A 24,340-nucleotide genomic window follows, 5' to 3' on the forward strand; every position below is an offset into this window, starting at 1 on the left:
CTGGCTATAATCCGGTGTTTGCCACGCACCTGACCCACGGAAGAGCGCACCATGTTGCAGAATGCCCTGCCAGACCCTGTCCAGGCACGCCTGGCCGACTACGCCCGCCTGCTTCGCATTGACCGGCCTATCGGCAGCCTGCTGTTGCTCTGGCCGACCTATTGGGCACTCTGGCTGGCCGGCGACGGCAGCCCCTCTATTGCCAACGTCATTATCTTCACCCTGGGCGTGTTCTTTATGCGGGCCGCCGGCTGCGCCATCAACGACTTTGCCGACCGGGACTGGGATCGCCACGTAAAACGCACCCAGGACCGCCCCCTGACCACCGGCCGCATCCAGTCCTGGGAAGCCGTTGCCCTGTTTCTGGGCCTGTGCCTGGTTTCCTTCCTGATGGTAGTACTGTTCACCAACCGGCTGACCCTGTACCTGTCCTTCGGTGGCGCCCTGCTGGCGTTTATCTATCCGTTCATGAAGCGCTACACCCACCTGCCCCAGCTGTTTCTGGGGGCCGCGTTCTCCTGGGCCATCCCCATGGCCTGGGCCGCACAGGCCAACGAGCTGAGCCAGCTTACCTGGCTGCTGTTCACCGCCAACGTGTTGTGGACCGTGGCCTACGATACGCTCTATGCCATGGTGGACCGGGATGACGACCTGAAAATCGGCATTAAATCCACCGCCATCCTGTTCGGCGAAGCCGACCGGGCGATCATCGGCATACTGCAGGCGCTGGTGGTGCTGATCCTGGTAATTGTAGGAGGCCAGGCAGAACTGGGCGCGTTCTGGTATCTGGGCGTGGCGGTAATGGCAGGCCTGTTTGCCTATCACCAGTACCTGGCCCGCGACCGTGCCCGGGAAGGTTGTTTCAAGGCCTTCCTGAACAACAATTGGGCCGGGTTTGCGGTATTTGCCGGGCTGGTGGCCGACCAGCTTCTCTGAGTCGCCAGCTGGCACGGAACCGCTGCTAACTCAATCGTGTCATATACTTGTAACAAAGACGCGTTGTAATGAGCCAGCAACATTACTGGGGAGCGCAAATCCTGCTCCCGGGGTTCTGACACAGGTTGAAGCACATGAATGGAAAAACTGTCCTGATCGTCGATGACGAGCCAGCCATCCGCGAAATGATCGCCGTGGCCCTCGAAATGGCTGATTACGACTACCTCGAGGCAGAGGACGCCCGCCAGGCCCACGCCCTGGTTGTTGACCGGCAGCCAGACCTGATCCTGCTGGACTGGATGCTGCCGGGCACCAGTGGTGTCGAGCTGGCACGGAGGCTAAAAAAGGAAGAGGCAACCGCCGACATCCCGATTATCATGCTGACCGCCAAGGTTGAGGAAGACAACAAGATCCAGGGCCTGGAAGTCGGCGCCGATGATTACATCACCAAGCCCTTCAGCCCGCGGGAACTGGTTGCCCGGCTGAAAGCGGTACTGCGCCGGGCAACGCCGGCCGGCGTCGACAGCCCGATCGAAGTGGACGGGCTGACCCTGGACCCGGTCGGCCACCGGGTAACCACGCCGGAAGGCGCCCTGACCATGGGCCCCACCGAGTACCGGTTGCTGCAGTTTTTCATGACCCACCAGGAACGGGTCTATACCCGGTCGCAGTTGCTGGACCAGGTCTGGGGTGGCAATGTCTATGTTGAAGAGCGCACGGTAGACGTACATATCCGGCGCCTGCGAAAGGCCCTTGGCGACCGCTACGACCACCTGGTCCAGACCGTCCGGGGCACTGGCTACAGGTTCTCCACCAGGGTCGCATAACCACTTCGGCCACTGGCCTGACACCAGAACACAGAACACAGAACAAGGCTGCGCCTGATGCAACACAACTGGTCACGATATCTGCGCCTGATCCTGGCCAGCCTGGCCGGCACCACGCTGGTTGGCCTGTATTTTGGTGAACCGGTATACGGCCTGCTCGTTGGCCTGGTGGGTTACCTCTGGTGGACCCTGATCCAGGCCCGCCGCCTGTACCAGTGGCTGGGCAACCCGGACGCCAGTGAAGAAGCGCCCCAGAGTATCGGCATGTGGGGCAGCATCTTTGACGGCCTGAACAAGCTGCACCAGGGCCACCTGCGTACCCAGGACCGCCTCCGGGCCCGCATCAACCGGGTTCAGGAATCCACCAACGCCATGCGCGACGGCGTGATCATGACCGACGCCCGGGGCGCCATGGAATGGTGGAACGGCTCAGCCGAATACCTGCTGGGGTTCCGGCGCAGCACCGACCGGGGCCAGTACATCCACAACCTGATCCGAAACCCGGCCTTCAAGGCCTACTTCGACTCCCGGGACTACCGGGAACCGCTGGAACTGAACTCCCCGGCCAAGCCCCATCTCCACCTGCAAATCCAGATCAGCCTGTTCGGCGACGACGACCGCCTGATCGTGGCCAAGGACGTTACCCGGCTGTACCAGCTGGAACAGATGCGCCGGGACTTCGTGGGCAACGTTTCCCATGAAATGCGCACCCCGCTCACGGTAATCAGCGGCTACCTGGAAACCCTCGTTGACCATGCCGACGAACTGCCACCCAAGTGGCGCAGGGCCATTAACACCATGGCCGCCCAGTCATCCCGGATGGAAGCACTGATTACCGACCTGATCCTGCTGTCGCGTATTGAAACCGGTGAACACACGGTAGATGACACCCTTGCCGACATGGATGCCCTGCTGAACCAGATCTGTCACGACGCCCAGGCCCTGAGCGGCAGCAAACAGCACCGCATTACCGTGAATATTTCCGACCACCGGCTGCTGCGTGGCGATGAAAGCCAGCTGCGCAGTGCCTTCTCCAACCTGGTGTTCAACGCCGTGAAGTACACGCCGGCGGAAGGCGAAGTGACTGTATCCTGGACGGCCAATCGCGACGGCGCCCATCTGTCCGTCAAAGACAGCGGTATCGGCATCGACCCGGTTCACATTCCCCGCCTGACCGAGCGCTTCTACCGCGCCGACCCGAGCCGGCATAAAGACACCGGTGGCACCGGCCTGGGACTGGCCATCGTCAAACACGTGCTGATCAACCACGATGGCAACCTTGAAATCCGCAGCAAACCCGGCGACGGCAGCGAATTCATCTGCCACTTCCCCCGCGAGCGACTGGTAGAACGGGTACCGGAACTCCGGGATTAAAGAATTGTCACTCCCGGGCCGGTTCAGCGGTATTTCCGAACCGTAAAAACGCGCTAACATGGCATTCATACCCGCCCATTCATCTTGCGAGGTTTTACTGTGGCCAATCAGCCGATGCCGGGGCCAGTACGTCACGCCCTGACTGCCCTTTTCCTGCCAGCCCTGCTCTTTACCAGCCAGGCTTCGATGGCAGAACTACCCACCATGACCGACGCCGCCTTTGCAGAGTGCAAGGCAGGCCTGCAAGACAAAGCGGTCCAGGCCGGTGTCAGTGCCGACACCGCCAGCCGGGTGATGGCCGATGTCAGCTACCTGGAACGAGTCATCGAACTGGACCGCCGGCAACCGGAGTTCACCACCACCTTTGCCGACTACCTGAACCGCCGGGTTAACGAAAGCCGGATCAGCAAGGGCCGGGAAATGCTGGCCGAGCACAAGGACCTGCTGGCCCGGGTGACCCGGGAAACCGGTGTGCCTGCGCCCTACCTGGTGGCGTTCTGGGGCCTGGAAACCAACTACGGCAGCTACTTCGGCAAGATGCAGGTGCCCAGTGCCCTGACCACCCTGGCCTGTGACCCGCGCCGCACGACCTTCTTCACCGAACAGCTGATTGCCGCCCTGCGCATTATCGACGAGGGCGCCATTCCGGCAGAACAGATGGAAGGCTCCTGGGCCGGCGCCATGGGCCACGTCCAGTTCATGCCCACGGTGTTCCTGAAACACGCCGTAGACGCCGATGGCGATGGCCGCCGGGACCTGTGGAACAGCCTGCCCGATGCCATGATGTCGGCCGGCAGGTTCCTGGAATCCATGGGCTGGGACGGCGACTACCGCTGGGGCCGGGAAGTGTTACTGCCCGAAAACTTTGACTTCAGCCAGGCCGATGGCCGCCGGCTGCCCCTGGCAGAATGGCGGAAACTGGGCATTACCGATGCCTTCGGCAATGCCCTGGCCCGGGAGCCCATTGAAGCCGCACTGGTGGTGCCCAGCGGCCACCAGGGCCCGGCCTTCCTGGCTTACAGCAACTTCCGGGTCATCATGGGCTGGAACCGCTCGGAGTTCTACGCCATCGCCGTTGGCCACCTGGCCGACCGGGTGGCCGGTGCCGGCGGCCTGCAGAACCCGCCACCGGAAGACCAGCCTGCCTTGTCCCGGGACCAGATCTTGCAGCTGCAGGAAAGCCTGAACGCCAAGGGCTACAGCAGCGGCGAGCCTGACGGCATTCTGGGTTCCAACACCCGCAAGGCCATCCGCCAGTACCAGAAAGCCGAAGGCCTTATTGCCGACGGCTTTCCGTCCGGGCAACTGCTGCAGGCGCTGGATATCCAGGCCGGTAGCTGAACCATGGACTCCATTACCCAGGCCGCCCTTGGCGCCACCCTGGCCGGAGCTGTGGCCGGCAAAACCCTGGGGCGGTCGGCACTGCTGACCGGCGCCTTGCTGGGCACCCTGCCGGACCTCGACGTAGTCATCGACTATGGCACCGCGGTCGCCAACTTTACCCAGCACCGGGGCTTCAGCCATTCCCTGCTGATTCTCGCGCCCCTGTCGCTGCTGATCGCCTGGGGCCTGTGGCGCTGGAAGCCTGTCATAAGCTACCGGCGATGGCTGGCGCTGGTAGCACTTATCCTGATCACCCACCCCCTGCTGGACGCGCTCACCACATACGGCACCCAGCTGTTCTGGCCGTTCGGCACTCCGGTGGCTATCAACAGTATTTTCATTATTGACCCGCTCTACACCCTGCCGCTGCTGGCAGGCTGCCTGGCGTTTCTGGTGCGCCCGCCGGCTCGCACCGCGCTGAGCCTGGCACTGGGACTATCCACCCTGTATCTGGGCTGGACGCTGGTGGCACAGCAGATCATCACCGACAGGGTTCAACCGGCACTGGCCCGGGCCGGGCTGGAACAGCCGGCACTGATGGTACAACCCATGCCGTTCAATACCCTGTTATGGCGAGCCACGGCCATCACCGACGACACCCGGGTGGAGATTGTTACCGGTTTTCTGGATCGCACGCCGGAACTGTCACTGGAATACTTCTCCCGCAATCCGGTGCTCCGGGCCCGGGTAGCAGACCTGCCGGAAGCCCGGCGCCTTGAGTGGTTCACCCGCGGCTTCCTGCATTATGAGCAGGCCGACCAACAGATTACCGCCACCGACATCCGCCTGGGCATTCCCGGCGCGCACCCGTTTACCTTTACCCTGGCGAACCTCTCGGATCAGGGTTTAGCCCCGATCCCCAGCGGCAGACTGGGCCGGCCGGCCGTCAATCCGGACGCCCTGCCACTGCTTTGGGCCCGGCTGACCGGAGAGCTGCCGGTGCTGTGCCTGGCCACACTGGCCCCGCCGGCTCAGGGACATGCTTGCTGATGCGCCTGGACCAATACCTTGCCAACGGCACCGGGTTGTCCCGCAAAGACGCCAAGCGGGCAATCACCGGCAAGCGGGTTCAGGTGAACGGTCAGTTGTGCCGCAGCACCAGCGCCAACATCAACACCGGAGACAGCGTGCTGCTCGACGGCGAGCCGGTGACCCTGCCCGGCGAGCTGTACCTGATGCTGCACAAACCCGCCGGCGTGATCAGCGCCACCACCGACAGCAGCCAGCCCACCGCGCTGGACCTGCTGCCACCGGAACTGGCGCGGCAGGTGCACATTGCCGGACGGCTCGACAAAGACACCACCGGACTCCTGCTGCTCACCAGCGATGGCCAGTGGTCGCACCGGGTTACCTCGCCCCGGCGGGACTGCCCGAAAACCTATCGGGTACAACTGGCCGAGCCATTAACGGCAGAAGCCCGACAGGCCCTGGAACAAGGCATTCAGCTCAACGGAGAAGACACGGCCACGCGACCGGCGCAGGTGGTGGCCTGTTCCGAACAGGAGATAGAGCTGACCATCAGCGAAGGCCGTTACCACCAGGTCAAACGCATGCTGGCGGCGGTGGGAAACCATGTCACGGCACTGCACAGACAACGTATCGGCGCGATTGAACTGGATGCAGGGCTGGCACCGGGCCAGTTTCGGGAATTGACCCGGTCAGAAATCGATTCGGTTTAGCGAGCGCTACCGGGCTGCGTCATCGATACGTTCGAACTTCTGGGCCTCCAGGTTCTTGCGCACCGCTCCCGCCTCGAACACCTCGCCATTCATGGCAATGTAGACCCCCGGCGGCAGTAGCCGGGCCGCCGCCCAGGCAAAGCCGATATTGAAGATGGCATCGGTACGACGCATCCGGGCCGGTTGCATGGCCCCGGTCAGCACAATGGTGCGATCGGGCAGGGTTTTCAGGACCTGGGCCGTCTGGGCCATGGTGTCGGTGCCATGGGTGATAATAATTCGGGAATGTTCGGTCTGCTTTACCGCCTCGAGAATACTGTCGCGGTCGTCATCGGTCAATTCCAGGCTGTCTTTGCGCATCAGCCCCCGGATGGCATAGCCCTCATGGATGTTCGATTCTGCCAGCAATTCCGGTAACAGGCTGTCGCCGATCTCGAACTTGCTGTTGGCATCAAAGTACACCTTGTCGATAGTGCCGCCGGTGGTCAGTATCTGGATGGTCACGGGGTATCCTCTGTTGGAATGGAGCTATCGGGAACAGGTCTCATTTTAACCATCCCCATGAAACTCCAAATGCAAAATATCTTTAAATGCATTAAAATTTGTTCAAATTCATGATGTTGCAATATGTTGCATAGGGTAACATTGTGTATCAAAACCTTTGCACCAACCAGGATTGCTACGGAATGGGCGCAGCCTCCACAAACCAACACAGCCCAGAGCGGGGCCGGGGCCGGCGCGCCAGTGGCAACGGGCTGCAACGCTGGTTTCCGTTTGTGGTGCTGCTGGTAGTGGCAATCTATGGTTTGCTGGCGGCATTTCTGGGCCAACACGCTTCGTCGCTGGTTGGCGACACGGCCATCGCCGAGCCTGACCTCCCGGTCATGGCCTGGAAGTCCTTCGTCACCGGCATGCTAGTGTTTGCCCTGCTGCTCAACCTGAGCATTGTCATCAGGCTTCGCCGGCCCGGGCTGGCCTGGCTCAGTGTGCTGATGGTGGGTGTTATCTACAGCCAGCTGGTGATGGATGGCCTGGGGCTCTGGCTGATCTGGCCCGGCATACCGGAGCTCAACGCCCTGCTGTCCGTCAGCCTGCCACTATGCCTGATTGCCCTGTGTGAATTCACCCCCCACTTTATTGCCGTGGGCCGGCAAGGCGCCCGGCTACTTCGGGGCTTCAGCCTGGCCGCCGGCCTGCACCTGCTGGCGGCCCCCTTCGCCATCGGCCCGCTGGGGCAGGATGTGTTCCTGGTAGTTGCCGCCACCGGTGGCGTGTTCATCTTCGGACTGGTGCTGGGGCAGATCCGCAAGCACGTCTACGCCCGTTATTTCGCCCTGTCGGTACTGGCCATTCTGGTCGGCGCACTCACCACGTCCCTGACAACCATCGGCTGGCTGCCGGTCAATCCGCTGACCGACTCTGCGTTCTTTCTGGGGGCAGCCGCCGGCTCCCTGATCCTCACCAGCGGTGTCGGCCGGCTGTTGCTGGAAGAGCGCAAACGCCGGCTGAGCGCCGACATCCGCGCCCGGGAAGAACAGGCCCTGCGCGCGCGCATCGAACAGGATTACGACCGGGTCCTGAAAACCCACCGGGTAACCGGCAAACCCAACCGCCCCATGCTGGAAGAGGCGCTGACCGCCATCGACAGCCGGCAAACCCCTTACACGCTGTGCATGGTGCGGCTGACCCGCTTCAATGAGCTGGAGCAGGCACTGGGTTACCGCTCTGCCGAAGAGCTGTTGAGGCAGTACCTGCGGAAGATGAACCGGTTCCTGAAACAGGCATTAGGCGAGCAGCTGATTCCCATCAACGGCTATGCCATTGCCACACTGGATACCGTCAACCATGCCTTTGCCCTGCGCCGCAGCCCGAACCAGCCGGAGCTAGAAACCCGCGCCCTGAGCGCCATTGCCGACTGGTTATCGGGCAACTTCAGGGACGGCCGGTTCTCGTTTTCCTGGGCTGCGTCACTGGGCCTTGCCCACGCCCCGGAGCATGGCACCGACGCCGGCAGCCTGCTGTCGGCGGCCGGCTTTGCCTCACTGAACAGCGACAGGGCCCTGAGTGTTTATGACCCGTCTATTGCCGAGTGGCAGTACCGCCAGCAGATCCTGATGCTGGACGTTGAAGATGCCCTGAACTCCGGCGACATGTGGCTGGAATACCAGCCGAAAGTGAGTATCCGCGACGGCCGGATCAGCTCGGTGGAAGCCCTGCTGCGCTGGGAACACAGCGAATTCGGACGAATCCCCCCGGACCAGTGGATTCCGCTGGCCGAGGAAGTGGGCATTATCCACCAGGTTACCCGCTGGGTGCTGGACCGGGCCTGCCGTGATGCCAGCGGCCTGCGGGCAAGGTACGGCGACCACATCGCCATCAGCGTCAATATTTCCGCCAAGGACCTGGCTCACCCGCTGTTCGCCGAACAGGCCCGGGCGATCCTGCGCCGGCACCATCTGCTGCCCCGGAATATCATCCTGGAGATCACCGAAACCGCCATGATGACCGACCCGGAGCTGGCCCGGCATACCATCGAAATCCTCAGCGACATGGGTTTCCGGATTGCCCTGGACGACTTCGGTTCCGGCCATTCCTCCCTGGGCACCCTGGCCCTGTTCCGGCTGGATGAACTGAAGATAGACCGCAGCTTCCTGCACAATGTTCTGGACTATCCGGCCCGGCAAAAAATCCTGAAAGCGGCACTGGAACTGGGCACCGCCCTGGACCTGGACGTTGTCGTGGAGGGTGTGGAAGAAGAAGCCATCGCCGTCTGGCTGCAACAGTTCCCCGGCCTGCCAGGGCCAGGGTTATTACTGGGGTCAGCCCGCCCGGGCCAGCCTCGAATCAACAGGCGCGCCCCTGCCCTCCCACGCAAGCGATCATTAGCCCGTCAATAGATGCAGACTCCATTGACCTGCATCAAGGGCCCCTCCCGGCACTGCCATTACACTGCTCTGACAATTATCTATGTCATGGAGGCCGACTATGTCTTCGCCCATCAAACAGGTTCCAACGCCGGATGCGACCGCGGCGAGCCCGGTGTTCCAGTGCTGGCAACAGGGCTATGGCATCATCCGGCACTCTGAGACCACCGCTCGCCAGGTACAGGCGCTGGCACAGAAACTGGTGGCAGCAGGCCAACAGCCGGACGCCGACAGCGTATACCGCAAACTGATCGCCCTGGACCGGCTGACCAGCGCCGGCCTGTGGCTGGTGGTGCACATGACCTACTGCAACCGGGTGGATATTACCGGTGCCCCGTTGCAACCGAAGGATTTCAAAACCGCCCCGGAAGGCCACACCGGTGGCGCGCTCAACATGGTGCCGGCCTATGCCGCCTACCTGGCACTAAACAACCTGACCGGACAAACCCGAAGCTGGCTGATGGGCCAGGGCCACTGCGTTGCTGCCATAGATGCCATCAACGTTCTGACCGGCAACCTGCACCCGGAACAGAAAGCCCGGTACCAGGCCGCAGACGGCCTGTCCCGCCTGGCCTCGGATTTTTACAGCTACCGGCAAAAGCCCGATGGCTCCATGGCATCGCCCCTGGGCAGCCACGTTAACCCGCACACCGCCGGCGGCATTATTGAAGGCGGCTATCTGGGATTCGCTGAGCTGCAGTACGCGCACATGCCGCTGCCCGGTGAGTCCCTGGTCGCCTTCCTGTCTGACGGCGCCGCTGAAGAACAGCGCGGCAGTGACTGGGTACCGCGCTGGTGGCGGGCGGAAGACTGCGGGCAGGTGCTGCCGGTGATGATCGCCAATGGTCGCCGCATTGAACAGCGCACCGAACTGGGTACCCGTGAAGGCCTGGAGCGCTTCGAACAGCACCTGGAAGCCCGTGGCTTTGCGCCTTTCCGCTTTGACGGCAAAGACCCGGCTGCCTTTGTCTGCGCCCTGTACGAGATGGAAACCGTGCTGGCCGCCAACGGCGAGGCAGCCAAAAAAGGCGAGACCGCGTATCCGGTGCAGATTCCCTACGGCATTGCTGAAACCGTCAAAGGCTTCGGCTTTTTCGGCGCCGGCCAGAACAGCGCCCATAACCTGCCACTGCCGGGCAACCCCCGGCTGGATACCCGGGCCAGGGATCTGTTCCAGGAGCACATTGCGCCCCTGTGGGTTGAACCGACCCATCTCCAGCAAGCCGTTGCCGAACTGAACGAACATGCCCTGCAACAGCGCCCGCTGGAGCGGGACCACGCCCTGGCCACCCGTAATCCGCCAGAACCTTCCATACCGGCCCTGCCCTGGGGCCAGAACCAGAGTTCGCCCATGTCGGCCGTCGACGAGTTCTTCCGGGCGCTGGTGAAAGACAACCCCGGGTTACGCCCCCGGGTGGGCAATCCTGACGAACTGGCCAGCAACCGCCTGACCGGTATCCTGGCTGACCTGAAACACCGGGTTAATGACCCGGAAAGCCGCCAGGAATCGATCCATGGCAAGATCATCACCGCCCTGAACGAAGAGGCCGTGGTGTCTGCCTGCCTGGCCAACAAGGCAGGATTGAACCTGGTGGCCAGCTACGAAGCCTTCTGCGTGAAAATGCTCGGTGCCATTCGCCAGGAGCTGATCTTTGCCCGGCACCAGAAAGAAGTGGGCCGGCCGGCCCGCTGGCTGGGCTTTCCGGTGATTGCCACTTCCCACACCTGGGAGAACGGCAAGAACGAACAGTCACACCAGGACACCACCTTCTGCGAAGCCATGCTGGGCGAGATGAGCGATGTTTCCCGGGTGCTGTTCCCGGCGGATTACAACAGCACCCTCGCAGTTCTGCCGTCGGTCTTCACTGAACGGGGCCGGATCAGCTGCATGGTGATCCCGAAGCGGGAGCGGCCCTGTGTGTTCAATGCCGGTGAGGCAGAAACCCTGGCCCGCCACGGCGCGCTGGTGGTCGACGAAGACACCTCCACCGGAGAAGAACCGATTCTGCTGATTGCCAGCGGGGCCTACCAGCTGTCTGAAGCCATCCGGGCCTGCGAGCGCCTGCGGGAAACCGGCACCGCGTTCCGGCTGGTGTACCTGCAGGAGCCCGGGCGCTTCCGCCAGCCCCGGGACCCGCACGAAGCCGCGTTCTGCCTGAACGAATTCGAGCGGGAGCGGTTGTTCCCCCATCGCCTGCAGCGGCGGGTTGCGCTTACCCATATGCGCCCGGAAGTATTCCGGGGCCACCTGCACAACCTGTTCCCCCAGCCGTCCCACACCCGGGTGCTGGGATACGTCAACCGTGGTGGCACCCTGAACGAAAGCGGTATGCTGTTTGCCAATCACTGCTCCTGGGGCCACACCCTGGCAGCCTGCGCCGAGGTGCTGGACAAGCCCCTCGGAGCCTGGCTCTCCAGTGCCGAGCTGGCCGCCGTGGAAGGCCGGGGTGACCCGTCCGTGATTACCCGCGGGCTGCCCTGAAGCGCCGGCGGATTGCCGTTTCCAGCTCCAGCAGCACCAACACCGCGACACCGGCCAGTACCGCAAAGCCCAATGCTTCAGGGGAGAGCGCGGTACTGGCAAAGGTGTCCTGGAACCAGGGCACCCAGGTGAACAGGGACTGCAGGACAATCACTGCAAACACTGCCAGCAGCACCACCGGAGTACCCAGCACACCCCGCAAGGTAATCGACGGCGTATCCAGGTAACGGACCGCAAACAGGTAGAACACCTCCATGGCCACCAGGGTATTCACCGCCAGGGTACTGGCCACCACCGCATCGTCATAGTTGTACATGGCCCAGAACCAGGCGCCGAAGATACCCGCCAGGAACAGCAGGGAGACATACACGACCCGCCAGACCACAAAGCCCCGGAGCAGGGATTCGTCCCGTGGCCTCGGCGGCTGGGCCATCACGCCCGGCTCCGGCGGCTCGAAAGCCAGGGTCATGGCCAGCACCACCGAACTCACCATATTCACCCAGAGAATCTGCAGGGCGGATATGGGCAGCGCCAGCCCCAGCAGCAAGGCCGTGATCAGACTGATCGACTCGCCGCCGTTAATCGGCAGCATGAAGGCAATGCCCTTGCGCAAATTGGTGTAGACCGTACGGCCTTCCCGCACCGCGGCCACAATGCTGGCAAAATTGTCGTCCAGCAAGACCACCGACGAAGCCTCCCGGGCCGCTTCCGAGCCTTTCACGCCCATGGCGATACCCACATCCGCCCGCTTCAGGGCCGGGGCATCGTTCACCCCGTCACCGGTCATGGCCACCACGCCATGCAGGGCCTGCAGGGCTGCCACCAGCCTCAGCTTGTGTTCCGGGCTGGTGCGGGCGAAGACATCCACTTCACCGGCCGCCTGTTGCAGCTGTTGCTCATCCATGGTGTCCAGGTCCTTGCCGGTGAGCACCTTGGCGGTGTTGCGCAACCCCAGCTTGCGGGCGATGGCTCCGGCGGTCAGGACGTGGTCGCCGGTGATCATTTTTACCCGGATACCGGCACTGTGGCATTCCTCGATAGCCCGGATGGCTTCCTGCCGGGGTGGGTCCAGCAGGCCCACCACACCCAGCAGTTCAGCCCCCTGCTCCAGTTCTTCCACAACCAGCTCACGGCTGCCGGCTGTCACGGGCCGGCGGGCAATCGCCAGTACCCGCAGGCCTTCGGATGCCATGCCGGCAATGATGCCGTCCCAAGCCGGGTGGTCAAGTTCAACCGGCTCACCGGTGTCCGATACCTGGTGCGAACACATCCGCAGAATCCGCTCCGGCGCGCCTTTAAGGTAAGCCACCTCATGGCCATGATGATCATGGTGCAGGGTCGCCATAAAGCGGATATTGGTATCAAAGGGTACTTCATCGACCCTTGGCCAATCCCGGGCACTGGCTTCTACATCGAACTCCGCCTTGCTGGCGAACACCTTGAGCGCGGCTTCCATGGGGTCGCCATGAATCACGGCCCGGCCATCCCGGTGGCTGATACTGGCATCGTTGCACAGGGCCGCGGCCCGCGCCATTTCCGCCAGCACAGGGCTGGCATCTGCCGGAGCATCGTTGCGGCAGACCGCGCCCTCAAAGCTGTAGCCCTCGCCGGTGACATCGAAGCGCTGGCCGCCGGCCACTGCGGCGGTCACCATCATTTCGTTGCGGGTCAGGGTTCCGGTCTTGTCGGAACAGATCACCGACACCGCACCCAGGGTTTCGATGACCGGCATACGCCGGACCACGGCCTTGCGGCGAGCCATCTGGCGCACACCAATGGCCAGGGTAATGGTCAGAATCGCAGGCAGGCCCTCGGGAATGGCCGCAACGGTGAGCCCCACCACCGCCATGAACAGCTCCCGGAACTCCAGGCCGCTGAACGCCAGGCCGCCGAAGAAAATCGCCACCCCGGTCAGGATAACAATAATCGACAACACCCGGGCAAACCGGTCCATCTGCTCCAGCAAGGGCGTTTTCAGGGTGGTCGTGCTGGCCAGAAGGCCGGAAATCCGGCCAATCTCGGTACTGGCGCCGGTACGCACCACCACACCCCGGCCGGTTCCAGTGGCCACCATGGTGCCGGAAAAGGCCATACCGGTCTGGTCACCCAGGGCAGCCTCGGCCTCGACCGGCTCGGGGTTTTTATCCACCGCCTCGGATTCGCCGGTCAGGATGGCTTCTTCAATTTTCAGGTTGTGGCACTTTTCCAGGCGGATATCCGCCGGTACACGGTCACCCGGTTCCAGCAAAATGGTATCGCCCGGCACCAGTTCTGCTGCATCCACCTGATGCTGGCCATCTTTCCGGACAACCCGGGCTTTCGGCGCCAGCATGTGCCGGATAGCCGACAGCGCCTGTTCGGCCCGCCCTTCCTGCAGAAAGCCGACCAGGGTCTGGATGACCACCACTGCCAGTATGACCCCGGCATCGACCCAGTGGCCGAGGGCACCGGTAATCACCACCGCAGTCATCAGCACATAGATCAGGAAATTCTTCAGTTGCCGGCCAAGGCGGGCAATCGGGCCGGATGCGGCCGCTTCCGGCAAACGGTTGTAGCCCAGGGTGGCCAGGCGTTCAGCGGCTTCGGCGTTGGATAATGGATGTTCGGCCTTCAGCCGTTCACGAGCCTCGGCGGCCGGCACAGCCTGCCAGTGCTCAGAAAGCAGGGACCCAGGCTCCAGCGCTGCGGAGTCGGAAGATGGGGGAGATCCGGTCATTACTGATTCCTTGTAGTGGACTCAACCATACTACAATGCCGGCACAGGCCTTTGCCATTGGCACAGGTCAAATAAAAACGGGAGCCGAAGCTCCCGGAAACGATCCGAACACAGGTGACACCTGGTTATCCGCTGATAAAGACCGGGCCAGCCCCCAGGTTCCACAGGATCACCGAACCCACGCGGGTGGACACCAGGATCACCAGCGCGACCGTCAGCAAAGCGCCACCGTACATCACAGCACGCTCTTTCTCGATGCCCATCACAATGGGCAGACCGTCATACATTAACCAGGCGCCGTAGCAGGCCGCAGCCAGGAACACCGCAGCGTTGAACCAGGGCACCGGATACAACAGGGCAAAGCCCGCCAGGAACAGGGGCGTACAGGAATAAGCCGCCAGGGCAATACCATTGGAAGGCACGTGCTCTTCCTTGGCCCCGTAAGTCTTCGCCATCCAGTTGATGGCATAGCCGAGGGCAAACACCCCCACCAGCATTGCCACGTAGGTCAGGACACTCAGTTGAACCGCACTGATTTCCGTAAGCTTGATCAGCCGCTCGCTACCCACAGACCAGCCGAAGTGTGCTGTTGAAATATAGGCGCAGATGGGAGCAATAGCCGCCAGAATGGCAATGTAAGCGATATAAAGCCTGGTTGGATTCTCGTGTTCCTTTCTGATGGATACCCACTCCTGGTCAGGGTGAGTAAAGAGACCGAACGCATGTGACAGGAGCATAGACCACCCCGCATTGTTGCTGTTGTTGGTATGGGGATATACGGCGCCTGAACCAGTTCAGACTTACAACCGTTCCTGTACTTAACTATAGTCAAGAATGCCGGTGGTAAAAGACGGCTTTGATGCTATTTTGTTCAAAGCCCGCCGTTATCATACCCTTTAGTTCTTGATGAACAGGAGCAGGAACCGCCATGAAACCACGTTTGATCACACACTCGCTCGCCGCCCTTACCCTGGCCATTGCCAGCCTCAGCGCACAGGCCGAGCTTCGCACCGAGACCGTGGAATACACGCTCGATGGCCAGGTCTTCAGCGGCTACCTGGCCTGGGATGATGAAGCCGAAGGTAAAAGACCCGGAATCCTGCTGGTACACGAATGGTGGGGCCACAACGACTTTGTCCGGGAACAGGCAGAACAGCTGGCGGCCGCCGGTTATACCGCCTTTGCCCTGGACATGTATGGCGAAGGCAAGCTGGCCGAGCATCCGGATACCGCCCAGGAGTTCATGAAACAGGCCACCCGGGATATGGAGCAGGTAAAAGCCCGCTTTATCAAGGCAAAGGAGCTGTTACAGAACCACGAATCGGTGGATGCTGACAAGATTGCCGCCCAGGGCTACTGCTTTGGCGGTGCCGTGGTGCTCAATATGGCACGGATGGGCGTCGACCTTGATGGCGTGGTGAGCTATCACGGCGCCCTGGCCAGCCCGCTGCAGGCCGAAGCCGGCAAAGTGACCGCACGGGTACAGGTGTATACCGGCGGCGCCGACCCGATGGTGCCATCAGAACAGGTGGCCGGCCTGGTTCAGGAAATGCAGGATGCCGAGGTGGACCTGACGCTGGTGAGCTTCCCGGGGGTCAAGCACTCCTTCACCAATCCGGGTGCGGATGCCTTTGCCGAAAAGTTCGGTATGCCGGTCGGCTACGACGAGGATGCCGCCCGCCGTTCCTGGGATGGCACCCTGCTGTTCTACCAGGAGCTGTTCGGCAGCTGATCCGACAAACCGGGCAGGCACAAAAAAAGGCAGCCTTGGCTGCCTTTTTTTGATGTTGCTGAATCCTCAAGGATTACAGGGCAACAACGTTCTCCGCCTGAGGACCTTTCTGGCCCTGAGTTACGGTGAACTCAACCTGCTGACCTTCGGCCAGGGTCTTGAAACCAGAGCCTTGGATGGCGCTGTAGTGAACAAATACGTCCGGGCCGCCTTCACGAGTGATAAAGCCAAAGCCTTTTGCTTCGTTGAAGAACTTAACAGTACCGGTAACAGTAGACATACGTAAACTTCCTGAAATCAATCATTTTATCTGCTGCCACACACCATTCTGGTGCTGGTCAGCGTGTTACGGAAAAACTGAACTCGCGGGATCAAAAACAGGACGGCACTACTAACTGCGGAGGTACGTCTTATTCATGAACTGCTTTGCTAATCTTTCCTTCAGGATTCACTCTACTCCTGAATTTCCGGCTTGCCAAGGGTAAATTCAATAATTTATGTAGGTAGTGATACCAAGGCCGGAGCGGTCATCCGCAACCGTCTTTACCCCCTGAACAGGGTGAAGGTCCAGAAGCCCAGGGCCGTCATCAGGATGGAACCAATCACGTGGGCCAGGATGCCGGTGAGGGCCACCGCCCACTTGCCTTCCTGCATGGCGGCAAACATTTCCAGGGAAAAGGCCGAGAAGGTCGTCAGCGCACCGCACAGGCCCGTTACGGCGAACAGCCGCCACTCCGGAGCCAGCGAACTGCTGTGGGTAAAGAAGCCCATCAGCAGTCCGATCAGCCAGCCACCACTGAGGTTGGCCACCAGGGTGCCCCAGGGAATGGCATGGTAACTGGCATTCAGCCACAGGCTCAGGGCCCAGCGCAGGTTGGCGCCGATCACGGCGCCAACACTGACAGCAACTACCGACAGCCACATATCAGCGGCCTGCTTCAGGCCGGATTGTGGTCAATGAGGGTGTCCTTGTTGCGAGCGAACTCGTCGAACGGGAAGTCGTCGACGGTCAGCATTTCCAGCACCAGCGCCTCATACTCGCGCATGAAATCGGCCTCTTCCTGGCTGAAAATACCCGCTTCCAGGGCCGCCTCGAACCGTTCTTCCGGATGCAGGGCTGTCATGGGCAACTCGCCCTTGGCGTAGGCCTTGGTAGCTTTGCGGTACAACTGCTCTGCCTTGCCGTAGTCCTTGAGCAGGCTGTTGTACTGAGCCAGCGGATTGGCTACATCACCCTCACCTGCCGTCGTCCACGCACTTTCCGTCAGCTTGCTGCGCACCGGTGTATCCGTGCTGATGCTGTTGGCCAGTTTGCGGGTAAGCTCGTCGCCCGGCTCAGCCCAGCGACGGCCCAGCGGCAGGGTTACCGCCCGCAACGCCATAGCGGCAGGCCGGTTGGGCAGGTTCTTCAGGAATTCGTCCAGGGCTTTCTCGGTACGATGCAGCAGCAGGGTCATGCTGTATTGCATCAGTTCCTTCTCGCCATCCACCGGCTGGGTTTCATACCAGTTCTTGAGCACCATGGAGGCCAGGTACAGGTTGGCCAGCATGTCGCCGAGGCGCGCGGAAATCAGCTCACGCATTTTCAGCTCTCCGCCAAGGGTGGTCATGGCGGCATCGGCACACAAGCCGAAGGCAGAACTGAAGCGGGCAAGGGCCTGGGCATAGGGCCGCGACGCGCTGTCAAACGGCACGTCCGCCTTGCCGATACCCAGGGCCTGGGTGAAGGCGCGGGCAGCGTTGCCGAAGATCAGGCCGGCGTGGCCGAAGAAGGCTTCATCGAAGGCCTTGATGTCATCGTTATCCTTGGCCGCCAGCTCCTTGAGTACATAGGGATGGCAGCGAATGGCGCCCTGACCGAAGATCATCAGGCTGCGGGTCATGATATTCGCGCCTTCCACGGTGATCGACACCGCGGCACCACTGTAACCGATCCCCAGATAGTTGCGCGGCCCCAGGGTAACCGTCTTGCCGCCGTGCACATCCATGGCATCGGTGAGAATGTCACGCTGGAACTCGGTCAGGTGATACTTGAGAATGGCCGACGGCACCGCCGGCTTTTCGCCCTGGTCGATCATGTTGGCGGTATGGTTGACCGCAGACTGGGCAATGTAGGTCTTGGCAGCAATCCGGGCCAGCGGGGCCTGGACGCCTTCCATCTCTGCCACCGGGGTGTTGAACTGGCGACGGATACGGGTGAAGCCACCGGCCGTGCCCACGGCATAGGCAGCCGCACCGGCAGCACCGGACGGCAGGGTGATACAGCGGCCAACCGACAGGCACTCAACCAGCATACGCCAGCCCTGGCCGGCCATTTCCTGGCCACCGATGATGTAATCCAGCGGGATGAACACATCCTTGCCCTTGATCGGGCCGTTCATGAACGGCGAGCCGATGGGGCAATGGCGACGCCCGATGTCCATGCCGTCGGTGTCCCGGGGAATCAGCGCACAGGTAATGCCGTGATCCCTGGTATCGCCCAGCAGGCCGTCCGGGTCGAACATCCGGAACGCCAGGCCCACCACCGTGGCCACCGGCGCCAGGGTAATCCAGCGCTTCTCGAAGTTCAGGCGGATGCCCAACACTTCCTTGCCGTCCACTTCCTGTTTGCACACGATACCGGTGTCCGGCAGGGAGGTGGCGTCGGAGCCCGCGCGCGGGCCGGTCAGGCCGAAACAGGGCACTTCCCGGCCATCCGCCAGGCGCGGCAGATAATAGTCTTTCTGCTCCTGGGTGCCGTATTTGACCAGCAGTTCGCCCGGGCCGAGGGAGTTGGGCACGCCCACGGTCACCATCAGCATTTCATTGGCGGCCAGTTTCTGCAGTACCGCCGTCTGGGCCTTGGCCGAGAAACCCAGGCCACCGTATTCCTTCGGAATGATCATGCCGAAGAATTTTTCCTGCTTCAGGAAATCCCACAGTTCTTTGGGCAGGTCAGCCCGCTCTACCGCCAGGTCCCAGGCATTGCACATGGAAATCGCCTGGGTGCACTGGTTATCCACAAAGGCCTGTTCCTCATCGCTCAGGCCGGTATGACGGTTGATCAGCAGGTTGTGCCAGTCAGGGCGGCCGGTGAACAGCTCGCCGTCCCAGCCTACGGTGCCAGCCTCCAGGGCCACCTTTTCAGTGTCGGAAACCTTCGGCGCCACCTTCTTGAACATGGCGAACACCCGGGGGGTCAGCCAGTTCATGCGGAACTGGGGCAAACCGGCAGCGGCCGTGGCTGCCGCACCCAGGAACAGAAGCAGTGTCAGCCAGCCGGAGGCCATAAACAGGGACAGCACACCCACCACCAGCATCACGCCGATGGCCGGCTTGGCACCGGACTCCCGGCGCATCACAAACAGCAGGCCGGCCAGTGCTACCAGAAACAGAATCAAAGTCATCGCAAGTTCTCTCTGTCTTCCATGGATTAGAGCCTCCGGCACGCAGCCGGAGCCACTTCGCTAACACTTCGTTACGTTCAACTTACCCTAACAGATGCCTGTATTCCAGATAACACACCGGATTCAGACAGTTAGGAGCCTCAGGATGTGACAATCACCCGGATTCCCTCCAGCGCCAGGCTGGCATGGCCCACCGCCTCGCGGGCGGCTTCCAGCTGTTTGCGCAGGAAGTCGATTTCCTCATCGCGAATAGCCGGGTTTACTTTCTGCAGGGCTTCAAGGCGGCGGATTTCCGGTACAAAGCCGGCTTCCACCTGCGCCAGCGCCTTTTCCTGCAGTGGTTCGAGGTTCGGTTCGGCCAGCCGCTCGGCATGGTCCACCATGGTTTCCACTTCTGCCCGGATCTTGGGCACGATGGCCTGGGCCGTCCGGCGGCGGATGTTGGAACACAGCTCGTTCAGCCGGTCATGGGGCAGGGCCTTGGACAGATCCCGGCCGTTGACGTCTACCACCAGGCGCAGCGGCGAAACCGGCAGGTAGCGGGTCAGCTGCAGGGCTTCCGGCGCCGGACAATGCACGGCGAACACGGCTTCCAGCAGCAGGGTACCCGGCGGCAGGGCCTTGACCGACAGATTGGCCAGTGCCGCCTTGCCCAGGCCGGAACTGGTTACCGAATCCATCACCCCGGTCACGATCGGGTGCTCCCAGCTCATAAAGGCCATGTCTTCCCGCTGCAGGGCCTGCTCCCGCTCCCAGGTGACGGTCAGCCCGTCTTCCGGCAACTCCGCCACATGGCCGGCCTGGTATTGCTCTCCGGGCTTGAGTACATCGGCGTGTTCGCTGTGGTCTTCCACATCAACACCCAGGATGTCGAACGCCTGCACCAGGTAATCCCGCACCCGGGCAGAGCCCTCCTCTTTCTCGATCTCGGCAATCAGCGCGCCGGCTTCTTCACGGCGACAGGAGTTCAGCTCGATCAAGGCATCCCGGCCGTTATGCAGCAAGGTTTTCAGGCGCTTGGTCTCTGCGGCGCTGTCCGCCAGCAGCGGCTCGATGACACTGTCATCACCGTCCAGGGCTTTCTGCCAGTTGTCCGCCACGTGTTCGTGCACGGCGACACCCACCGCGCAGCTCTCGGCAAAGGCGTTCAGGCCTTCATGGAACCAGCGGTACTGCAGTTCCTGGCTGGTACCCTGCAGGTACGGGATATGAATCCGGATGGCTTCGGTCTGGCCGATACGATCCAGCCGGCCAATGCGCTGCTCCAGCAGGTCCGGGTTCTCCGGCAGGTCAAACAGCACCAGGTGATGGGCGAACTGGAAGTTGCGGCCTTCGCTGCCAATCTCGGAACAGATCAGCGCCTGGGCACCCTGCTCGGTGTCGGCAAAGTAGGCGGCAGCCCGGTCCCGCTCCAGCAGGCTCAGGTGCTCATGGAAGGCAGCACTGCGGATACCGGCGCGCAGCTGCAGGTAATGCTCCAGCGCCATGGCGGTATCGGCCCGGGCGCAGATGACCACCACCTTGGCCGGGCGCAGGCTGGCCAGTTTCTTTTCCAGCCAGGCCACGCGGGGGTCATCGGCCAGCCATTGCTCTTCCGGGGCCGACTGCTCCGGCGCCAGGCCGGTTTTGCCGTGACGTACCTCTTCATAGAGTTCCGGGCACGGCAACGGCTCCGGCAGCTGCTGGCGTTCGGGGAAGCCCTGAATGGCCGCGCGGGTATTGCGGAACAGTACCCGGCCGGTGCCGTGGCGATCCAGCAGGGCATCAATCACGGCATGATGGGCGTTGTCCCGGGCCAGCAGCTCGTCCAGTTCACTACCAAGCCAGTCAGACAAGGCGGCCTTGTCGTCCTCGGCGATGGTGTCCGGGTTTTCCTGAAGCCGGCGCACCACCTGGTTGATACGCTCATACTGCTGCTCTTCCTGCCGGAAAGTGTCCAGGTTATGGAACCGGGCCGGGTCCAGCAGGCGCAGCCGGGCAAAGTGACTGGCAATCCCGACCTGTTCCGGGGTGGCCGTCAGCAACAGCAAGCCCTTGCTGGCCTCAGACAGGCTTTCTACCACTTCATACTCGGGGCTGGCCTGCTCCGGCGACCAGGCAAGGTGGTGCGCTTCATCCACTACCATCAGGTCCCAGCCGGCGGCGAGGGCATGGTTCCTGGCCTTTTCGCTGCGCACCAGGAAGTCCAGGCTGCACAGCACCAGCTGGTCCGCCTCGAATGGGTTAACGCCGTCATCATCGTCACCGAAGATGTGGTTTACCAGGGCATCGACATCATCTTCCTGGGCCTTGAGGTCGTCGTAGCGGCCCTGGTCGACGATGGAGAAACGCAGGTTGAAGCGGCGCAGCATTTCCACCAGCCACTGGTGAATCAGCGAATCCGGCACCACAATCAGGGCCCGGCGGGCGCGGCCGGTGTGCAGCTGGTAATGCAGGATCAGGCCGGCTTCGATGGTTTTACCCAGGCCCACTTCATCCGCCAGCAGTACCCGGGGTGCGTGGCGGCGGGCCACTTCGTGGGCAATATAAAGCTGGTGCGGCAGGTGCTGGGTCCGGGCGCCAATCAGGCCCTGGGCCGGCGAGGCCCGCAGGCGGTCCATGTGCTCCAGGGTCGACACCCGCAACCGGAAGGCCCCGTTGCGGTCGAACTGGCCGGCAAACAGGCGTTGATGCGGAGCGGAAAAGTTCACCGAACCGGCCAGTTTCACTTCCGAAACCTGGTGGATGTTCTCACCGTCGTCGGCGTGGTACAGCAGAATGCCGTTCAGGTCCTCCACGGCGCGCACAATGTATTTCTCGCCTTCGAAAGTCTCTATTTCCTCACCCTGCTGGTACACAATCCGCGACAGGGGAGCATTATCGATGGCGTAGGTGCGCTCCTCATCGGCCGCGGGAAAGCCCAATGTGACCCTGCGCCCGGAAATGTCGGTAACAATTCCCAGACCCAAAGCGGTATCGCTGTGGCTTACCCAACGCTGACCAATGACAAATTCCGATGTTTCCAAGAAACCTCCGCTGACTGAATTACTGTTGGCTTGAATCGTTTTCGCGCACCCAGAAGGCGGTGGCACCGCACACCGCCGCCGGCACCACCACCAGGTTGAGCACTGGCACCATGGCCGCAAGGGCTACCGGCAGCCCGAAGCCCAGGGCCGAAAGCCGGCTGGCTGCCAGGTCTTTTCTCAATTTCGGGAAGCTGACCCGGTGGTTATCGGCCGGGAAATCCACATATTGCAGGGCCATCATCCAGCTGTTGAACAGGAACCAGAGCACCGCTGCCACCAGGTTAACGACCGGAATCAGGCCGATAATAAACAGGCCCAGCGCTCTGGGCAGGTAATAGGCAATTTTCTGGACTTCCCGCCACAGCGCCCGGGGAATGTCCTTGATGATGGCAGCCCAGCTGCCATCCGTGCTGACTTCCTGGCCGGTGAGGTGTTTTTCGGTCAACTCGGCCAGGTAACCATAAAAAGGAGAGCCGATCAGGTTGGCAACGATCACGAAGCCGTAGGCCAGCATCAGCAGGATAACCACGCCGTAGAGCAGCCAGAACAACCAATCGAGCGCTTGCAGCCAGGCCCAGTCGGGCAGCCAGGCCATGGCACCGGCGATCATCAGGGAAAACATCTCGGCCAGGAAATAGAACATCAGCCCGAACAGGATGACGTTGATCACAACAGGAATGATCACGAACAGCCTCAGGCCGGGCTGGCGAATCAGCCTGAAGCCCTCCCCCAGGTAGCCCAGTCCGCGAAAAAAGTTTCCTTTGAGCATTGCTGGTGGTCCTCCGCTGCCATGACAATAACGGGGCGCAAAGCATATCATGTCAGCCTCGTTCCCACAGCACGCAACCACCTTCGGATTACCCTATGACGCGACTCTGGCCAACCATCCGGCATATTCTTCACATGCGCCGCCTGTGGCAGGCCGTGTTGCTGGTGTCGGTTGTCGCCATTCTGTACCTGGCCACCACCAGCAGCAGCTACCCGATTCCGTCGTCCGATAATGACAAGGTCAATCACCTGATTGCCTTTATCGAGCTGACCATCGTTACCCGGCTGGCCTGGCCGCGCCTGAGCGCCTTCTGGTATGCCCCGGCACTACTGGGTTTCGGGCTGCTGCTGGAGGTGGTCCAGGCCAATCTGCCCTACCGGGATTTTTCCCTGGCCGATGTGCTGGCAGACAGCCTGGGGATTGCCATCGGCATGCTGCCCTGGCCCGGCACACGCAGGCCGCGCGAAATGGATTTGAGAGATTCGCCTGAATCCTTGTAAGAGATATCTCACAAACCTGTAGGAACTTTCAGTGTCTTCACGTACGAAGACGCAGCCCGGCCCATAGCCACTTCCCGCAGGGCCATGAATTCAAAGAAAAAACTATTAACGTGATAGTTGAAGCCCGCAAATAGTGTGCGCCGGTCACACGTTTGTCAGATTGGCCTTGGTATAGTGGGAACCGTCAAGGATGACAGGGAAAAGGACGACGCACTGGATGCACCCCTGCAGGGACTGTGGGGAGAGGCAAGGACACAAGGATGCCTCGCTTAAGGGATAACGATTTGGATTGCCGGCTCGGACGCTGGCCATCAGGGAAAGACGCAAGGATTACGGCAACATGGCGGTTGCCCCGAGTGCACGGACGCACCACTTGTTCCGACTGTGAACTGCCCGGGATGGCGGTTCAAACCTGTTAAAGGGCAGCCCTTGAGCTGCCCTTTGTTTTTTCGGGTATACGGATTTAATGGTTGATGGGGCACCTTTACCCCATCAATCTGATACCACCCTCAGATGGTTGATAGATCGACTCCGTAGTTGAGTTCCTCTGCGAAGTCCGGCAGTCCGTAACCGATGGTTTTCTTGTAGAAAGGAGAGACCTTCGCAGTCGGTGCCTTCTTCTTGTGC

The 24,340-nt window shown here is 61.7% G+C and carries 18 protein-coding genes; 10 read left to right on the forward strand and 8 right to left on the reverse strand.

Annotated elements, in window-relative coordinates:
* Window positions 1-51: 51 nt before the first annotated feature.
* The 6 genes from ubiA (at window position 52) to AC13DJ_RS07100 (ending at window position 6,199) form a co-directional block, all read left to right on the forward strand.
* The gene (ubiA, locus tag AC13DJ_RS07075; protein WP_482933693.1) at window positions 52-936 is read left to right on the forward strand and encodes a 4-hydroxybenzoate octaprenyltransferase; all 885 of its coding nucleotides are present in this window, start codon (window positions 52-54) and stop codon (window positions 934-936) included.
* Between the two features lie 134 nt (window positions 937-1,070).
* Window positions 1,071-1,763, forward strand: coding sequence for a phosphate regulon transcriptional regulator PhoB (phoB, locus tag AC13DJ_RS07080; RefSeq protein ID WP_022988492.1), 693 nt, complete (start codon window positions 1,071-1,073; stop codon window positions 1,761-1,763).
* Window positions 1,764-1,820: 57 nt separating this feature from the next.
* Window positions 1,821-3,137 (forward strand): phosphate regulon sensor histidine kinase PhoR, encoded by a 1,317-nt coding sequence (phoR, locus tag AC13DJ_RS07085; protein WP_482933694.1) that lies wholly within the window; start codon window positions 1,821-1,823, stop codon window positions 3,135-3,137.
* Window positions 3,138-3,251: 114 nt separating this feature from the next.
* On the forward strand, window positions 3,252-4,478 hold the full coding sequence (locus AC13DJ_RS07090; RefSeq protein ID WP_482933700.1) for a lytic murein transglycosylase: 1,227 nt from the start codon (window positions 3,252-3,254) through the stop codon (window positions 4,476-4,478).
* A 3-nt stretch (window positions 4,479-4,481) separates the two neighbouring features.
* Window positions 4,482-5,510, forward strand: a complete 1,029-nt coding sequence (locus AC13DJ_RS07095) for a metal-dependent hydrolase (RefSeq protein ID WP_482933695.1) — start codon at window positions 4,482-4,484, stop codon at window positions 5,508-5,510.
* The gene (locus AC13DJ_RS07100) at window positions 5,510-6,199 is read left to right on the forward strand and encodes a pseudouridine synthase (RefSeq protein ID WP_199458253.1); all 690 of its coding nucleotides are present in this window, start codon (window positions 5,510-5,512) and stop codon (window positions 6,197-6,199) included. The genes AC13DJ_RS07095 and AC13DJ_RS07100 overlap by 1 nt, the downstream gene beginning before the upstream one ends.
* 6 nt (window positions 6,200-6,205) lie before the next feature.
* Here AC13DJ_RS07100 and AC13DJ_RS07105 read toward each other — a convergent pair whose 3' ends face one another.
* Window positions 6,206-6,703, reverse strand: coding sequence for an asparaginase domain-containing protein (locus AC13DJ_RS07105; RefSeq protein WP_482933696.1), 498 nt, complete (start codon window positions 6,701-6,703; stop codon window positions 6,206-6,208).
* A gap of 182 nt (window positions 6,704-6,885) precedes the next feature.
* Here AC13DJ_RS07105 and AC13DJ_RS07110 point away from each other — a divergent pair, with 182 nt between their 5' ends.
* Window positions 6,886-9,096 carry an EAL domain-containing protein gene (locus tag AC13DJ_RS07110; protein WP_482933697.1) on the forward strand — a complete coding sequence of 737 codons (2,211 nt, stop codon included), beginning with the start codon at window positions 6,886-6,888 and terminating at the stop codon, window positions 9,094-9,096.
* Between the two features lie 88 nt (window positions 9,097-9,184).
* A complete protein-coding gene (locus AC13DJ_RS07115) occupies window positions 9,185-11,605 on the forward strand; it encodes a phosphoketolase family protein (RefSeq protein ID WP_482933698.1) in 2,421 nt (806 codons plus the stop codon).
* On the opposite strand, the gene AC13DJ_RS07120 is transcribed toward AC13DJ_RS07115, so the two are convergent.
* Both AC13DJ_RS07120 and AC13DJ_RS07125 read right to left on the reverse strand, forming a co-directional pair.
* Window positions 11,586-14,321 carry a cation-translocating P-type ATPase gene (locus AC13DJ_RS07120; RefSeq protein ID WP_288369981.1) on the reverse strand — a complete coding sequence of 912 codons (2,736 nt, stop codon included), beginning with the start codon at window positions 14,319-14,321 and terminating at the stop codon, window positions 11,586-11,588. The two genes, AC13DJ_RS07115 and AC13DJ_RS07120, sit on opposite strands and share 20 nt — an antisense overlap.
* Before the next feature lie 125 nt (window positions 14,322-14,446).
* Window positions 14,447-15,058 carry a Yip1 family protein gene (locus tag AC13DJ_RS07125; protein ID WP_058341994.1) on the reverse strand — a complete coding sequence of 204 codons (612 nt, stop codon included), beginning with the start codon at window positions 15,056-15,058 and terminating at the stop codon, window positions 14,447-14,449.
* 191 nt (window positions 15,059-15,249) lie between these two features.
* On the opposite strand from AC13DJ_RS07125, the gene AC13DJ_RS07130 reads away from it, so the two are divergent.
* The gene (locus AC13DJ_RS07130) at window positions 15,250-16,053 is read left to right on the forward strand and encodes a dienelactone hydrolase family protein (RefSeq protein ID WP_482933699.1); all 804 of its coding nucleotides are present in this window, start codon (window positions 15,250-15,252) and stop codon (window positions 16,051-16,053) included.
* Window positions 16,054-16,126: 73 nt separating this feature from the next.
* On the opposite strand, the gene AC13DJ_RS07135 is transcribed toward AC13DJ_RS07130, so the two are convergent.
* From AC13DJ_RS07135 to cysZ, 5 genes are all read right to left on the reverse strand, one after another.
* A complete protein-coding gene (locus AC13DJ_RS07135; protein WP_008939715.1) occupies window positions 16,127-16,333 on the reverse strand; it encodes a cold-shock protein in 207 nt (68 codons plus the stop codon).
* 263 nt (window positions 16,334-16,596) lie between these two features.
* A complete protein-coding gene (gene crcB, locus AC13DJ_RS07140) occupies window positions 16,597-16,977 on the reverse strand; it encodes a fluoride efflux transporter CrcB (protein ID WP_094624925.1) in 381 nt (126 codons plus the stop codon).
* A gap of 14 nt (window positions 16,978-16,991) precedes the next feature.
* Window positions 16,992-19,439 carry an acyl-CoA dehydrogenase gene (locus AC13DJ_RS07145; RefSeq protein ID WP_286815866.1) on the reverse strand — a complete coding sequence of 816 codons (2,448 nt, stop codon included), beginning with the start codon at window positions 19,437-19,439 and terminating at the stop codon, window positions 16,992-16,994.
* A 140-nt stretch (window positions 19,440-19,579) separates the two neighbouring features.
* Window positions 19,580-22,444 (reverse strand): RNA polymerase-associated protein RapA, encoded by a 2,865-nt coding sequence (rapA, locus tag AC13DJ_RS07150; protein WP_474539464.1) that lies wholly within the window; start codon window positions 22,442-22,444, stop codon window positions 19,580-19,582.
* Between the two features lie 19 nt (window positions 22,445-22,463).
* Window positions 22,464-23,213 (reverse strand): sulfate transporter CysZ, encoded by a 750-nt coding sequence (gene cysZ / locus AC13DJ_RS07155; RefSeq protein WP_474539462.1) that lies wholly within the window; start codon window positions 23,211-23,213, stop codon window positions 22,464-22,466.
* Window positions 23,214-23,308: 95 nt separating this feature from the next.
* Here cysZ and AC13DJ_RS07160 point away from each other — a divergent pair, with 95 nt between their 5' ends.
* On the forward strand, window positions 23,309-23,713 hold the full coding sequence (locus AC13DJ_RS07160; protein ID WP_036219163.1) for a VanZ family protein: 405 nt from the start codon (window positions 23,309-23,311) through the stop codon (window positions 23,711-23,713).
* Window positions 23,714-24,340: the final 627 nt, after the last annotated feature.

It is taken from the genome of Marinobacter sp. L-46 (assembly GCF_056859535.1).